This window comes from Candidatus Nitrospira neomarina (genome assembly GCF_032051675.1).
GTDB lineage: Bacteria > Nitrospirota > Nitrospiria > Nitrospirales > UBA8639 > Nitrospira_E > Nitrospira_E neomarina.
In genome coordinates this window covers 3982631-3998778 of record NZ_CP116968.1, presented here as the reverse complement: position 1 = coordinate 3998778, position 16148 = coordinate 3982631, and the positions used below count along the sequence as shown (strand labels likewise).

At 52.2% G+C, this 16148-nt stretch carries 13 protein-coding genes and 1 tRNA gene; 6 read left to right on the top strand and 8 right to left on the bottom strand.

The window, feature by feature from the left end:
- Positions 1-4: 4 nt before the first annotated feature.
- Both PQG83_RS17235 and PQG83_RS17230 read right to left on the bottom strand, forming a co-directional pair.
- Positions 5-229, bottom strand: a complete 225-nt coding sequence (locus PQG83_RS17235) for a hypothetical protein (protein ID WP_312743717.1) — start codon at positions 227-229, stop codon at positions 5-7.
- A 531-nt stretch (positions 230-760) separates the two neighbouring features.
- Positions 761-837, bottom strand: a tRNA-His gene (locus PQG83_RS17230).
- A 234-nt stretch (positions 838-1071) separates the two neighbouring features.
- On the opposite strand from PQG83_RS17230, the gene rpsT reads away from it, so the two are divergent.
- Positions 1072-1344, top strand: coding sequence for a 30S ribosomal protein S20 (gene rpsT / locus PQG83_RS17225; RefSeq protein WP_312743714.1), 273 nt, complete (start codon positions 1072-1074; stop codon positions 1342-1344).
- 24 nt (positions 1345-1368) lie between these two features.
- Here rpsT and holA read toward each other — a convergent pair whose 3' ends face one another.
- The 6 genes from holA to PQG83_RS17195 form a co-directional block, all read right to left on the bottom strand.
- On the bottom strand, positions 1369-2460 hold the full coding sequence (gene holA, locus PQG83_RS17220; protein ID WP_312743712.1) for a DNA polymerase III subunit delta: 1092 nt from the start codon (positions 2458-2460) through the stop codon (positions 1369-1371).
- Positions 2461-2509: 49 nt separating this feature from the next.
- Positions 2510-3181: an LPS assembly lipoprotein LptE gene (lptE, locus tag PQG83_RS17215; protein ID WP_312743710.1), complete on the bottom strand. Its 672-nt coding sequence runs from the start codon at positions 3179-3181 to the stop codon at positions 2510-2512.
- 43 nt (positions 3182-3224) lie between these two features.
- On the bottom strand, positions 3225-5855 hold the full coding sequence (gene leuS / locus PQG83_RS17210) for a leucine--tRNA ligase (protein WP_312743708.1): 2631 nt from the start codon (positions 5853-5855) through the stop codon (positions 3225-3227).
- Positions 5856-6167: 312 nt separating this feature from the next.
- Complete coding sequence (locus PQG83_RS17205; protein ID WP_312743706.1) at positions 6168-6416, bottom strand: hypothetical protein; 249 nt, start codon at positions 6414-6416, stop codon at positions 6168-6170.
- Positions 6417-6957: 541 nt separating this feature from the next.
- Entirely contained in the window at positions 6958-8685 is a 1728-nt protein-coding gene (gene uvrC, locus PQG83_RS17200; protein WP_312743704.1) for an excinuclease ABC subunit UvrC, read from the bottom strand.
- A gap of 38 nt (positions 8686-8723) precedes the next feature.
- Positions 8724-9122 carry a VOC family protein gene (locus PQG83_RS17195; protein ID WP_312743701.1) on the bottom strand — a complete coding sequence of 133 codons (399 nt, stop codon included), beginning with the start codon at positions 9120-9122 and terminating at the stop codon, positions 8724-8726.
- Between the two features lie 240 nt (positions 9123-9362).
- On the opposite strand from PQG83_RS17195, the gene PQG83_RS17190 reads away from it, so the two are divergent.
- From PQG83_RS17190 to PQG83_RS17170, 5 genes are all read left to right on the top strand, one after another.
- Positions 9363-10739, top strand: coding sequence for an OmpP1/FadL family transporter (locus PQG83_RS17190; protein WP_312743700.1), 1377 nt, complete (start codon positions 9363-9365; stop codon positions 10737-10739).
- Between the two features lie 94 nt (positions 10740-10833).
- A complete protein-coding gene (locus PQG83_RS17185; RefSeq protein ID WP_312743698.1) occupies positions 10834-13194 on the top strand; it encodes a sensor histidine kinase in 2361 nt (786 codons plus the stop codon).
- A gap of 458 nt (positions 13195-13652) precedes the next feature.
- Positions 13653-14507, top strand: a complete 855-nt coding sequence (locus PQG83_RS17180) for a shikimate dehydrogenase (RefSeq protein WP_312743695.1) — start codon at positions 13653-13655, stop codon at positions 14505-14507.
- A gap of 247 nt (positions 14508-14754) precedes the next feature.
- The gene (locus tag PQG83_RS17175; RefSeq protein WP_312743693.1) at positions 14755-15261 is read left to right on the top strand and encodes a shikimate kinase; all 507 of its coding nucleotides are present in this window, start codon (positions 14755-14757) and stop codon (positions 15259-15261) included.
- 550 nt (positions 15262-15811) lie between these two features.
- Positions 15812-16117: a hypothetical protein gene (locus PQG83_RS17170; RefSeq protein ID WP_312743691.1), complete on the top strand. Its 306-nt coding sequence runs from the start codon at positions 15812-15814 to the stop codon at positions 16115-16117.
- The last annotated feature ends 31 nt before the right edge of the window (positions 16118-16148 follow it).

Below are 16148 nucleotides of genomic sequence, written 5' to 3'. Positions count from 1 at the left end.
AAGTTCAATTAACCAAAATAATTTTTAAAGGCAATTTCCATCTTAATTCAGCTAAGAGGGATAGGGGGTCTGCAATTTTGGAGTGAGGGAAAGGTCTAATAAGCCTGGTGGTCTTTTTATCAATTAAAATAAAACAAAAAGCGTTTACAAACTTGCAAACGTGCTTCATTCCCGGTCTTTGAAGGTAACCCCATGCTCTTCCTAGTGCCTTCTCCTCTGATCCAATCATAGCTCTTCACCTCAACCACAAAACCGAAATTTTACAGCCGGACAGTTGTCGAACACGCCGAAAAGTCGGCAAAAACGCAAGGTGGACTTGTCGCAAGATCTGATAACCGTCTTAAAGGATTATTTGGTGATTCAAAAAAGCGGAAGCGATGTTGAATGGCCGGACCCATGATGGATAGCTCTTCACCACGCCAAGCGGATCCATGATTCACTCGAACAATTTTCGAGATCGCGTGTGGAAGCCGTTGTTGAAGGCGGCAAAGTTGTCCTACCTCTGAATTCTATCCCCGCGGCACACGCTTGCGACCCGCTTGATTGAAGACAGGGCCAATATCGTCTACATCCAAAAGCAAATGTGACATTCCAGCATCCAATTGACGGTGGATACCTATGGCCACTGGATTAAGAAATTGGAACGAAATGCGGTGCTGGAAGTGGACCGCTTGGTAGGGCCACCAGAGGGCGACAGTTGCACCCCTGGTGAACCCCAACGGGGAAAAACGGTCAAGGCATTGAAAGGAAAGAAGAAAAATGGGGTGAGTGACGGGAATTGAACCCGCGACCTCCGGATCCACAATCCGGCGCTCTAACCAACTGAGCTACACCCACCATCACATGGGAGTTTCGAGCGGAAGAAGAGGGCAATCTTATCAGAGGGCCATAGGTGTCGCAAGCCACATACCGATCGCGACCATCGAGGATCGTTGACCTAATTGTTCGAGAGAACCTCATATTTCAAGGGCATAAAGCCTTTTAAGCATCCAACAATTTACCCCGCGTTCAATTGACCACTTTCATAAAGTTGTGTTAGAAAACACACTTCGATTTTTTCTGGAGGAAAATATGGCAAATCGGCATCAATCGGCAATCAAGGCAGCTCGTCAAACTCTGAAGCGACAAGAACGCAATCGGTCTATCATGCGACGCGTCAGAACCTTTATCAAGAAAGTTCATGGAGCGGTCAAAGAGAACAAGGGCGACGAGGCTAAGGCTTCTTTGCGTGAAGCGACCTCTGAGCTGCATAAAGCCGTAACCAAAGGCACGCTTCATCGGAACACCGCCTCTCGTTGGGTTTCCCGTCTCGCATCCCGGGTCAACGCAGTCTCACCCAAATAATACGGTAAAAAGGGTTACGGGTTCTCACGCCTTGTGAGATTTCATGCGGCCACCTAAGACCTTGTTGCCTTGACCGGCTTTGGTGGCCCGGCAGAGTTGGATGACCAGGTCATCCAGGATGAGCTTCGGACGTGATGCCCGCCCTCCTTTAAGAGCCGAATCAGCTTGAGCGAATAATTCCCATGCTCCACGGAGGTGGGATTGCTTCCACCGCTGCACCTGCTGGATAAATTCCCGCGCACGAAACGGAGGAATACCTGCTTGGCGTGCGGCCTGTCCCGCATCATATCCTTCCTGCATCAACTCGTGCGTTTTCCAGATCTTCCGCATCTGCCACAGAAAGGCACCCAACATACGTAAGGGTGCTTCGCCGGTTTCTAAATTTTTGGCCACGATATCCAATGCCCGCCCCTGATCCCCTCGCGCAACGGCTTCCGACCAATCAAATACCGAAATACCCGGCGGTTTTCCTCTGACCGTTTCCACGTCTTGTGCCCGAACTCGATGGCCTTCCGGCATAAATGCCACCAATTTTTCTAATTCACCGGCGGTCCCATACAACCCTTCGGCAACCTGATCCTTCAATATCTCGAGGGCACTGTCTTCCAACTGCAAGTCTAACTCCCGCGCTCGCTGCGTGACCCACCCTGCTCTTTGCCCTTCAAATAGGGGGGCGCATTCCACCACCGTCCCCCGCTTTTTAAGCTCTTGCACCCATTTCGTCCGCCCGTCTAATTTTCCTGCAGTGATGACCATCGTCGTCGTTTCATTGGGAGCCTGAAAATAGGGCATGAGAGCTTCCCCATCTCGAGCAGAGAGTTTATCTGCCCATTTTATGATGAGGAGTCGTCTCGATGAAAAAAACGAGGCCTCTTCCGAAATGGCTAATATCTCGGACGCATCGGTTTCATCGCCATAGACGACATCGACATGAAACATCTGAGAGGAATCATGGGCCGTTGAATGGTCCGATGACGTTGAAGCATCCTTTTCCTGACCTGCCGCACGAAGCATGCTCAAGGCCTGATCGCGAAAATAGGGTTCTTCCCCAATCACCAAATACAGAGGGGATAACCCATGCCGGTTGATCTGACTTTGAAGTTCATGAACTTTCACGGTGAATACGCCTCAAGAAGCAGACAATCCTGCCAAACCATTCAGGTAATCAAGGCAATTGAGCCCCTGGAGTGATGAGATCTCCGTAAGGCGCTGAGATCTCGGGGGATTCACCACCACCCGATTCCGGATCCGGGATGGTCGCCTTTCTATTACTGTCAAAAACCCCCTGCTCCCTGGCCCCCAAAAATTGATCGGCTAAATCGGCAGCCACTTGTTGCCCCGCTTGTTCAATCGCCCGGTCCTGCAAAACCCGGTTAAATTGCAATCCCCTCTCGGCATCCGACGTGGATGTAGCATTCACAAAAAATTCGGCTGTACCGGTTCCGATTTGAGACCATCGGACTTTCTTAGTTTTCCGATCCTTCACCTTCAACAACACTTTCACCATAACCCGGCTTTCTTGTGTCTGCGTGCGAGTAAAGGCTAATGAGGAAAGCCCGACCGATAGAATCGCGCCTTCCATCACAAATTCGGCCGAGGCATCATCGACAAATTCGGCGGTTCCGACCGATTGGAAGGCCTGGCGAAGGTACCTGGTGTATTTGAATTCCAGGTTTGGTTCAAAGCTGTTATTTTTAAGCACAGGAAGGACCAGACGAACCGGCGGGCCTTGCGCCACGTGGTCGGCACTCCCCCCGATGACCGGCCCCGGCCCCTCAACCGTGAATTGATACCCACATCCAGCAGTCAGACACAGCAAGATGCCCCATCCGCTCATCAGGAATCTCACCCGCTGAAGGAGCCAACCCGGTGGGCCTGAGTTAGATGACAAAATTCACCAGCTTTTGTTCCACATAGATAATTTTGCGAGCGACCTTGCCTTGTAACCATTCCACCAATTTAGGATCCGCCTGAGCGCCGGCAATGATCTGCTCCTTTGTCGAACCGGCTGGAACTACGATCTTACTCCGAAGTTTGCCATTCACTTGTAGAGGAATCGTCCATTCGGCGCTGGCCACCAGAACGGGATCAAAGTCCGGCCACGCCTGCCGGCTCATCCCCGGGCGCTTTCCTAAGAGTTCCCACAACTCCTCAGTCACGTGCGGAGCAAAGGGTGCCAGCAACACCACTAACGTTTCCAGCGTGGTTTGCCACCCGGCTCGCTCGCCGGCAGTTAAGGTCTCCCCAGGAAATTCTTTCCAGAACTTATACAACTCATTCACAAATTCCATAAGAGCCGCAATGGCCGTGTTAAATTGAAACCCCCGCTCAAAATCTTCTGTGACCTTTTTAATCGTCTGATGCGTCGCCCGCTGCAATTGAGGGAGAAGCACCGACTCGCCGGACCCCTGATTGGAAGCCACCCCATTCACGACCGGAAGAAGATCCTGCACCAACCGCCAGACCCGGTTGAGAAACCGATAGCACCCTTCCACCCCGGTATCGCTCCATTCCAAATCCTTTTCCGGTGGTGCGGCAAACAACGAAAACATTCTGGCCGTGTCCGCCCCATAGCGATCGCACAAGTCCTCAGGGGAAGCGATATTCTTTTTAGACTTGGACATCTTCTCAGTACGGCCTGTCACAATACTCCGCCCACAGTGAATACAGACCCGCCGCTCGCCCTCTTTTTTGATTTCGGTGGGAAGCATCCATCGATGCTCTTCGCACCAGTAGGTTTCTTTGGTCACCATGCCCTGGGTGAGCAAATGGATGAAGGGTTCATCAGCCGTTGTGAGACCCAGGTCCCGTAAGACTTTGGTAAAAAAGCGCGCATACAAGAGATGCAACACCGCATGCTCGATTCCGCCGACATATTGGTCTACCGCCATCCAATGGTGTGCGGCTTGGGGATTCACCGCTTGTGTAGTGTCTTTTGGCGAGCAATAACGAAGGAAATACCAGGACGAATCCACAAAGGTATCCATGGTATCGGTTTCCCGGCGTGCCGGACCGCCACATGTAGGACACGTGGTTTGTGAAAACGACGGAGATTCCTTAAGCGGAGACCCACCTTTTCCGGTGAACGGCACATCGTCAGGCAGCAGCACCGGCAGGTCGCCTTCGGGAACCGGGACAATGCCACAGCGATCACAATACAACATCGGAATGGGCGTCCCCCAATAGCGTTGCCTGGAGATGCCCCAATCTCGTAACCGGAAATTGATGGTTCGCTTTCCCCATCCCTGTGTTTCCACATATTCGCCGATGGCCTGTTTGGCCTGCGACACGGACATGCCGGAAAAATTCCCCGAGTTCACCAGGAGTCCGGCGGCATCCTGTTCTTCATACGCCGATTCCAGGGCTTCAGTGCCCAGTCGGCCTTCCGGGTCTTGAATCACCAGCCGAACGGGGATGTCATAGGTTTTCGCGAATTCAAAATCTCGCTGGTCATGCGCGGGAACGGCCATAATCGCCCCCGTCCCATATTCATACAACACAAAATTGGCCACCCAAATCGGAATACGTTCCTTGGTAAACGGATTGATGGCGTAGGCGCCGGTAAACACGCCTTCTTTTGCCCTGTCCGCGGCCGTACGCGTCGCTTTGTCCACCCTAGACACGCGAGTCACAAACTCTCGAACACCGGCGGCCTCAGGTATTCCGGCTATCAATTGTTCGACCAGGGGCGATTCCGGAGCAAGGCTCATGAAGGTCGCGCCATGAATGGTATCCGGTCTGGTGGTAAACACCCGGATCGCCTGTAGCCCGGCTACGGTCTCCGCTAAGGGAAAATCCAGCTCCACTCCCTCGCTCCGCCCGATCCAATGCCGCTGCATGGCCAGCACACGAGCCGGCCAGGTCCCCAACCTTTCACAGCCGTCCAACAATTCCTGTGCATAGGATGTAATACGAAAGAACCACTGCTCCAATTCTTTTTGAATAACGACCGACTCGCATCGCCAGCACACCCCTCCGTCTTTTCCTTCTTTCTCCAAGACCTGTTCATTGGCCAAGACAGTCTCACAAGAAAGACACCAATTTACTGCCGAGCGTTTTCGATACGCCAATCCACGCTCAACCATTTTCACAAAGATCCACTGATTCCAGCGATAATATTCAGGCTGAGACGTATTCACCTCCCGATCCCAATCATAAGACAGACCCATCCGCTGGAGTTGCCCTTTCATATAGGCCACATTTTCTTGAGTCCAGACGTTGGGGTGCACCCCTTTCTCAATTGCGGCATTCTCTGCGGGCAATCCGAAAGCATCCCATCCCATTGGATGCAACACGTTATACCCGCGCATCGTCTTATAGCGGGCCACGACATCCCCGATGGCATAGACGCGCACATGGCCCATGTGTATCCGGCCCGAGGGATAGGGAAACATCTCCAAACAATAATATTTGGGCTTGTCCGAATCCTCCTGAACCCGGAAAGTTCCGGATTGAGCCCAATATGCCTGCCACTTTGCTTCAACAGCCCGATGATCGTACGTATGCGCCATGCTTATGCCTTATAAAAGAAAATACGGTGATCGCCTCGATGATTACGCCACAAATACATCCCGGCTTCCTCGTCACAGGTCCGATGAAATGTCGGTATGGGAAAACACTTCTTCCGTGTCAAATGAGATAAAGAAATTCGGAAACTCGTGCGGGTGCTTGCCTCCAGATTTGACGATCAGAAACGCTGCATTTTCAACAGCATCCTGAGGAATCTAGCATAGAGAAACCCACCCCACAAGCAAATCGCAAGGAGGCCGTTCAGATCATAGGATCGCACATAAATGCACAGGGAAAAGGGAAAAACAGAACGGTTAGAAGGACCGCTTATTCGCCTTGCGCGACTTTACGGAAAGGGGTGAGGGAGGACGAGCGGTTGATCCGGAAATGGCACCAACCACTTCCTGATGTTCACGCTGGAGTTGACGATGATGCTCAATGAGGGGATCAACGATTTCGCCACACATCAAGCACCGCCAGCCAGGCATCCAAATCTCGCCACTCGTGGCCAAATCCACAAAGTGATCGACGATCATGGTTCCCTGACATCGAGGGCATTGCATCCGTCATACCTCCTCGTTAAACGTGATGTATGTATCCATCGGTGAGGCCCTCACAGACCTTAAATATTTCAAAGCGGAGAAGGGGACGCCTCATGTTCGTCGAACAATGGACAACAGGACAATACAACCTTAAGAAAACACATATTTTCCTCCTACTCTCATCACAGCCATCTCATTTTTTTCAAGGAAACGAAAAACCCACTTGCTCCAATCAAGATTCCTAGGCAGCAGTTCGGAAATCTGCCCGCACCTGTTTTCAAAGAGGGTCTGTTGAAAAAATCCACCAGCGGCGTTCTCGCCATTTTCCCGTGCTCACGTACTCAGCGTACGCTCCGCGCGTCAAAACGGCTGCGGCCTTGCTGGAGGGACTTTTTTGAATTGACCCGGAGCCTTTGATGCGTAAGCTAATCCTGGGCCAATTTGCCCTTGAACATCCTTATTATTCAACACTCCCAAAGAAGTCCCCGATCACATTTTGCGGGAATTGGTGCGCATCGACAACCATAGCCGACACCACCACTGTACTCTGGGGAAGGACCAGCTAGGAACTCCCCTTCGAAGATTTGGCGGAACGCAGGGAAGGAAGAGGAATCATCGCGTCACCCCGCAGCTTGCGATGAAAGGTGATTGCAAAGCGATGGGCTTCATCTCGAATGGTTTGGACCAGCCGTGTTGCCGGTGATTTCAGGGGCAGTATGATGGGCGTCTTCCGACCCGGCAGAAAAATCCGTTCGTCTTTGTCACCCTTCGCTTTGGCTAACCCACAAATCGCGACCCGTGAGAGACCAACGGCCGCCATCGCTTCCATGGCCGCGCCTAATTGTCCGGCTCCACCATCAATCACCACCAGGTCCGGCTCCGGCAAGATCTTCCCTGGTTTGTTGGCCAACGATCCGCCATATCGGCGTTTCACCACTTCATGCATACTCGCAAAGTCGTTGGCTCCTTCCACCGTTTTAATCCGAAATCGCCGATAATCTGACTTCTTCATTCTGCCCTGTTCCCAAACCACCATGGACGCCACTGAATAAGTCCCCATGGTATTGGAGATATCAAAGCATTCAATGCGGGTCGGAATCTGTGGCAGCGTTAAGAGCGATTGAAGTTCTTCCACCGACTCACTGGATTCGGTTTGCACCCGAAGATGTTCGTTCAGAGATACCGCCGCATTTTCCTGTGCGAGCTGGAGTAATTCATATTTAACCCCTCGCTCAGGAACCAGCACACGAACGGCTTTCTCTTTTTTCTCGGACAGCCACCGCTGGACGAGCGATTGATCGTCAAAACCCACAGGAAGCAACACCTCTTTGGGAGGCACGACTGTTTTGGCATAAAACTGTTCGAGGGTCGACCTCACCAGTTCTTCATCCGTGACGCCGTGAGCGTCTGACCAGAAAAAATCCCGACGGCCGATCAACAGGCCGCCTCGCACAAACAGCATCTGGACATCCACGGCCCCTCCCATTCTGGCCAATCCCACGATATCCTGCTCCCGGGCGTTTATTTGTGCCACCCGTTGTTTAGCCAACATCCGCTCAATGTTCCCTATTTGATCACGCAGCCGAGCGGCTTCTTCAAACGCTTCCCGCTCCGACGCGTCCTGCATGGCTGATCGTAAGGACTCGAGCAATTCCGTGTCCCGTCCTTCTAAAAACCAACGAACCTGCTTCACAATCTGATGATAGGCTTCCTTCGTCTGATTTCCCGTGCAAGGAGCCATGCAACGCTTGATTTCAAATTCCAGGCATGCCCGCTCGGCGCTTCCATTAATATCGATCGTGCAGGTGGCCAGGGGGAACACCTTGCGAATAACTTTCAGGGTGTCGCGCATAGCTCCCGTGGGGACATACGGACCAAAATATAACGCCTTGTCCTGTTTAACCCGGCGGACTATCGACAGCCTCGGGAAATCATCGTGAATCGGCAACCGGAGATAGGGGTATTGTTTATCGTCCCTGAGGACCACATTAAACCGTGGGCGATGCCGCTTGATCAGATTACTTTCTAAAATGAGGGCTTCGAATTCCGAGTGGGTGACGATCGTTTCCAATTCCGCGATCTGCGAATACAGCACCCGGTTTTTAGGCGTGAGATCGGATGCATGTTGAAAATATGATCGCACCCGGTCCGATAACACGGCGGCTTTTCCAATATAGATAATGTCGCCTCGTCGATCCTTAAAAAGATAGACCCCTGGTTGCTTGGGAAGATTATTCAATATTCCACTCAAGCGACCGGGTTGGTCGGAGAGGACCTGAGAAGTCCGCATGGGTGTATCCATCACCTCTTATTTTGCCACCTTAATCATCAGACGATGGCGACGCCCTCGGGCCGTTGTATCAACTCAATTTCATAGCCATCCGGCGCATCGATAAAAATAAGCCGGCTGCCGGATGAAGATTGGGTGGGGCCATCCGTGATCGGCACACCTTTGGCTTGGAGTTCCTGAATCGTCTGTTCCAAATCCTCCACTTCAAAGGCCAAATGCACGAGATCCTCTTGAACCTTGACCGTCCCGCTACTCGGAAAACTGCACAACTCAATCAATTCCTCACTATTGGGGACAGCCAAAAATGCCAGATGCGAACCTCGTGGCGACACCTTTTGCTCCACGACTTCCAGCCCAAGGACCTCTCGATAAAAGCCTAGCGTCTGCTCCATGTCACTCACCCGCATTCTCGTATGCAACAGTTTTTTCACCCGCATGCCATTCTCCTTTTCAGCGTTCACCTGTCCGACTTCGGGAACAGAATTTCTCTGAAGGAATCCCTCTGCATGAATCAAACTTCTTCGAAAAACAGAGAGGAAGTCCGCGATCCCCGGTCGGGAGGTATCACTTTCGCTATTGTCACTCGTTGCTCCTCCCTGATCAAGATTGCTATCTTCTCTTGTTTTTCATAGACTTCCCCGGAAATTCGATCGGTTCCCCGTTCTCAAGGAGGAGACGTGACGACATTGATCATCTGCCGCCTGATCGTTTCTTGCCTCATCCTTGGGCTCTTCAATACCATCATCACTCCTCAAACAGTTCGTGCTGAAGCATTTCGTATTCTCGATCATGGCGCTTCCGCTACCGGCCAAGGCGCTGCCTTTACCGCCCAAGCCGATGATGCCTCAGCCCTGCATTACAATCCAGCGGGTATGACCCAGTTACAAGGCATCCAATTTTATGCAGGGACTCTCTTGATCGGAGGCACGGTTCGATTCAAAAGCGACCTCGGACCAACCGTGAAGGGTGGTGTTGGTGGGACGATCTCTACTCCCCCACCCAGTTCATTATTTCTCACTGCAAACCTTCCTGCCTTAGGCCTGGACAATCTCCCGAATTGGACCGTAGGAATTGGTGTCACCACCCCGTATGCGCTGAATATCGAATACCCCGATGATAGCCTGATTTCTCCCATACTCACGAGAGCGTCCCTTCCTCTTATTGATATCAAGCCCACTCTCGCCTATAAGGTAAATGATTATATCTCTGTAGGAGGCGGGCTGGATATTTATACCTTTGCCAGCTTTCTGGGAGAAGGTCAGGCAGAACTCCAACAGAATGCGGCACCAGGCAATCCGTTTGGTATACCCGCTGGGACAAGCCTGGAAGCAAACGGGACTGACACCGCCCTGGGATTTAACGCCAGTGTCCTCTGGACACCCTTCCGCAATCAAGACGGCCATCCACTCGTCAATCTTGCGTTTGTCTATCGGAACGGACCCAATTTGGACCTTAAAGGGGATTTTTTAGCCGGTGGAACCCGCCTTGCCGGTGCGTCCACGACCATTGAACTCCCCGATGTTTACACGTGGGCCATCGCCGGATGGCCTATTCGAAACGCGAAACATGAGTGGAAGGTGGAAGTGGATCTCGATTATGCGGATTGGTCCGGATTCAAAGACCTCAACCTGCAACTCTCTAATGGAGCAGTCATCCAAAATCCCCGCGACTATGGCGATGCCTGGGTACTCATGGTGGGAACGGAATTCAAAGCCCTTTCCCCCTCTGCGCTCCCTCATTGGGATGTGGCCTTTCGAACGGGATACGTCCGATCGGAAAGCCCAATTCCCAACCGGACATTCGAGCCGGCGGTTCCCGATTCCGATTTTAATGCTTTTTCAGCCGGGATGGGCTTTCTCTGCCATGCTCCAGGAAAATTTTTGGGGATCCTCCCCTGTGACATTTTTGGTGCAAAAGCCATCGGGATGGATTTAGCCTATCAAGCGTTGCTGTATGATGAACGGAATGTTCAGAATAACCAACAACCGCTATTAAACGGCAAATGGGATACCACCCTTCACGTTGGAGCCTTGTCCGTGCGGATGAATTTCTAATGCGTCTTCCCTGATTTTTTGTCCCCCCCCTTCACCCTTTTCGCCGATTCCATTACAGTCCCTCTACCGATTGACCTCTTCAATAGGGAGATTCATGTCGCTCTTACCAAAATCCCATCGCATTGTGGAGCGTCCACTCATGGAGTTTCGTCCATTCGGGAAGGATACTCAGGGTGTCACGATTCAGGATGTGAGCGGAATCACCATCCGCGCCAATCTTGAATATCTGGAAGAGGCCATTCAACAACACAAGGGACCAGAGGCCGCAGAAGAGGCGTTGCGCACACTGGTCGCCCTGCTGAACGAGCGGATTCCCGACCGGACCTATCATGTGACCGTCGATTTCCTCAAGAACCACTGGAATAGCTATTCCTATGAGTTTGCCATGTTTTTAGCCGAATTTTCTGTTCAGCTCTCGCACGAGGAGAATTTTCATTTCAATCTGGGGCGGGAAAAATTTCTTTCGCCCATTATTCAAATCCTCGGGCGGCCCTTTTCCATAGCTCAGATATACCGGCTCTTCCCGCACTTTGTCGAAAAATTCACCAAGGGTTCGCTCAAGCCGGAGGTTGTATCGGTCACCAATGGCCATGCCGTGATGCGGCTCCAATTGTCCGAATCCACAAACAGACAATTCGGCCCGTATCTCCGGGGCTGTGCCGAACGGATATGCCACACCACAAAGGCGACGGTTGCAGAAGTCCCGGCCCGCATGTTTGGAAAACGGGCTGCCTCGATCCAGGATCGGAGCTGTATCGCCGAGGGTGCCCCCCATTGTGAATGGGCCTTTACCTGGGAACCCGAGCAACAGACCATGCGGGGATGGATTTTTGGCGGACTCGCATTGGGGCTGGCCACGGTCGCCACATTAAGAGTTTTTGCTCCGGATCAACCCTGGTGGGTCAGTGCAGGACTCTCCCTGCTCCCCTTGCTCATTCTCCCCTTGGCAAAAAGGCTTTGGGATGATCGGCTGGAGATTCAAGAGCGGGGGAAAATCATTCAAGAACAATTGGAAGCGGCCGAGCAACGGCACGAAGAACTGCGGGAGGCCTATTTAGCACAAGAGCATACATTGATCGAGATCCGGCGACGAGTCGATGAATTAACCATGCTGCATCAACTCACCCTCCACATCGGCTCAACCCTCGACCGCGAAACCATTATCGGCTCAGGCCTCAAAGCCATTGTGAGCTCACTTTCCTTTGACCATGCCTGGGCAGCCGTATGGGATGCACCGCATCAACACTTTCACAAGATTCAATCAGAAGGCATGTCGGAACAGTGGGCGGCATTGGTTCAAAACATCCACATTCCCTCAGCCCCACAGGACCTCCTTCACAGAACCCTCCACATGCAAGAATCCATCGTCATAGAGGACATCACGGATATTCTGAGTCAGTGCCATCCCGCCACTCAACAGATCTTGGTGGAAGCCGGGACGCAAAGCGGATTCTCGCTTCCCCTGATTAGTCAGAATCAACCACTTGGGGTGTTGATCGTTGGGAGTACGCACCAGAAATCCATCCCCATCGCTGAACAAAACTTATTATCCACGGTCGCCCACGAAATGGCGATTGCCCTTGATACGGCGATGGCCTATGACGAGATCGAAGCCTTGAACATCGGTTTGGAAAACAAAGTGCAGGAGCGAACGCTGGCATTACAACAGGCCAACACAGACCTGGAAGCCGCCAATCACCGTCTCAAGGAACTTGACCGGATGAAATCTCAATTTCTCTCACATTGCTCTCATGAATTGCGCACACCCTTAACTTCGATTAAGGGATTCACGGAAAATCTACTTCATGGGATGGTGGGACCGCTCGCCGAACGCCAACACCTCTACCTCACCCGAATCAGTGCGAACGCCAATCGCCTCACCCGTATGATTGCCGACCTTCTCGACTTATCGCGCATTGAGGCAGGGACCGTCCGGTTAGCCCATGGATCTGTGTCATTATTCGAACTCCTTGAGAATGTCACGCAGGAATTACTGCCACTCACCCAGACCAAGGCCCAACACCTGACGGTCGAACTCACCGAGGACAATTTGACCCTCTGGGGAGACCAGGACCGTCTCCATCAAATCGTCACCAATCTCGTCCACAACGCCCATAAATTTTCTCCCCAAGAGGGACGCATCCTGGTGAGAGCTTCTCCCGCTCCTCCGGGTCACATCCTCCTCACGATCTCCGATACCGGTCCAGGGATTCCTCTGGAAGCTCAAGCCAGCCTCTTTCAGCCCTTCTTCCAGGCTCACCGGATCCCCGAAATCGGCACGCAAGGGCTGGGGTTGGGACTCTCAATTGTGAAACAATTGGTGGAACTGCACGGCGGGACGATCTCTGTAGAAAGCCAGCCTGGAGAAGGTGCCACGTTTCACCTTCGTCTTCCGGCAGTCTGCCCTTCAACGCTCTCACCCTCCGCTCAAGCCTTCCATGAACCTCTAATCTAAGAATGCTCCATAGACGGCTTACTGCAATTCCCTTCCCTCAGAATCCATTTCTCTCATCGACTTGTCACAGGTCGGCAGAAAATTCCGTGTAATCCCTCAGGATTTTTATCGACCTACCGATAAACGTGGATAGTATTGCCTACGACATTATTGGAAGGGAGGTGGAACCATGAAAAAAGTCGCAAAAAAGAAACCGGCAAAAAAAGCCGCGGTGCGAATGAAAAAGTCTCCGGGGAAGAAAAAGGCGTCACGATAACGCCCCCGGACATCACACTGTGTAGGTCCGGGGAGTCGAATCTACTCCCCGGATTACACTTTTTCTTCCCCCGATCCCACACTCCCTTCCTCATTCATTTCGACCTCACAACCCATGTTCGCATTCGCACAAGTTGAGTTTGCAGTCAGGTTATGTGATAACTCCTGATCACTATTCCCCATGTATTGCGAGAGCACCCGTTATGGACATTAATGCACAAACCCAACTCTGCGGCCTGTTAGGCAACCCGGTCGATCATTCGCTTTCTCCCGCTATTCACAATGCGGCCTTTCGTCAATTGGGATTAAACTTTGTCTATCTGGCATTTCCCGTCCAGGATCTCGAAGGCGCAATTCGGGGCCTACGGGCTTTGGGCCACATTCGGGGACTCAGCGTGACCATCCCACATAAGGTCACCATTCTACCCTTGTTAGATTCCGTCGAAACGACCGCCAAACACATTGGCTCGGTGAATACCATCGTCAAAGACCGGGGCTTGTTAGTGGGCTCCAACACCGATGCATCCGGCGCGCTCCAAGCCTTGCGACAAGGTGGAGTGGAAACCACCGGACAACGGGTCGTCATTCTCGGTTCCGGGGGGGCTGCTCGCGCCATTGCCTTCGCACTCGGCGTGGAAGGCAAAATTGAACATCTGACCCTCCTCGGCGTCGACGATCAGGAACGAACAACCTTGGCAAACGACCTCAAAGCTAAAACACCCATCTTCTTGCACGACGACTCCTTAACACCTGAAACATTGCAATCTGCATTGGCACAGGCCCAATTGCTTATTCATTGCACCCCCATTGGCATGCACCCAAAGGTCGAGGAAAGCTGCGTCCCCAAGCATCTGTTGCACCGCGATCTGACGGTGATGGATATTGTCTACAACCCACTCAATACGCGTTTATTGCAGGATGCACAGGCGGCAGGATGCCGCACCATCCAAGGAATCAACATGTTTCTCTATCAGGCTGTGGGGCAATTTGAACTTTGGACCGGCAAATCCGCACCACTCGAGGTGATGCGTAAGGTGCTCACCTCACACTTCTCATGAATGAAGGATATCGGGTTCGGATTTTATTCCCAGTTTCAATGAGAATCCTTGCGATGGAAAATTCCATAGGAGAAAGAAGTGGCCGTGGTGACATTCCTCCACATGTGTCACCTACACGCTGGCCGGAACGAAATTCGCCCTGCCTCCCCTCCGGTTTTCTCAACGATTCTCACAAGAATGTTCTCTCCGGTACTGCTCCAACCTGTCCGAAACGGCCTTCTTACCATTACTTCAAAACAGGAGATTTATGAATATTGTCTTCATAGGATACCGGGGAACAGGGAAAAGCACTGTGGCAGCAATCCTGGGTCAACGTCTCGGACGAAGAGTCATCTCCACTGATGAGGAAATCGTCAAAGAGGCCAAGCAAACCATTCCTCAGCTTATCGAGCAATTCGGGTGGGATCATTTCCGCGGGCTGGAAACGCAAATGTGTCAGAAGCTCACCGGCCAGGACAATCTGGTTATCGACACGGGCGGGGGACTCATCCTGAAGGAAGAAAACGTCAGAATGCTGAAAGAGAATGGAAAGATTTTCTGGCTGACTGCCGAAGTTCCAACGATTGCCAGCCGGATTTCCGGCGATACGCAGCGGCCCTCTCTGTCAGGCACCAAAACGTTCGTAGAAGAAATCGAAGAAATTCTCGAGATTCGCAAACCTCACTACCAAGCCGCCGCCGATCATGTCATTCCAACCGATCAAAACTCCCCGGAACAAATTGCTGATGCCATTCTCTCCCGCATTTCGATCTAGAGCGTTCAATCAGAGGACCAAACAGGAGACATCGGTCATTACCAAAGAAAAAAGAGAGTGTAAGCCCCCCCTGGGCTCACATCCTGTCCTCCTTTTCTTCCATGTCGGCTATACGGTTTCCCACGGCCACAGACCAGGTTCTCCTTCAATCCTCGCCCCATTGGGGGAAGAGTAGACGCCAAAACAGTATAGGAGTGGGGATTAAGGCAGTCTAACCTTCTATGGTATCCATGTCGTGTTTGGTGATGCCGGGGTTTCGTCCCGGCAGCCGAGCCACTTTTGTTCCGGCAAAAGTGGCCAAAACCAGTGACGCCCAGACAGGCTTCATTGGATGGGACAGACGCGAGCATAATAGCAGACCAACTCGCTGCGCTCAGACAAGGTCTGCTGAATGCCCAGAGCGTCTGTCCCTTGAGCCTGTCAGCAGGCGTCGGATAAAACAAAGAGGGAAAGGGAAGGTGGGTTTTAACATACTAGGTTCCAAAGCAGAACGAGCGGTTTTTGTGATGCCGCAATTCGTACCGAAAGGTCAGAGCATCATTGGAATCCCGTGGCCTTGTGGCGAGGCCAAGTCGTGTTGCCGACTTCGAAGGAAGGCGCGCATTGTTTGAGCATAGCGAGTTTGCGCGCCGCCGGAGTCGGCAACACGGCGCAGGGCACCCGAAGGGCCACGCCACGGCCACCATGGTTTTGGGTCCTTTTGCCGAAACAAAAGGACCTCGTCCGCCGGACGAAAGCCGGCACAAAAAGATATCAAGAAGGCGCCGGTTCCATTTTTTGGATACAAGCCACCCTTGCCCAGGAACCAGGCATAGGAGCAGCCACCGCAGGACCAGCTCAGATGGTCTCGATTTGAAAGATGCAGGATTGCCAGTCTTAACCCCGAA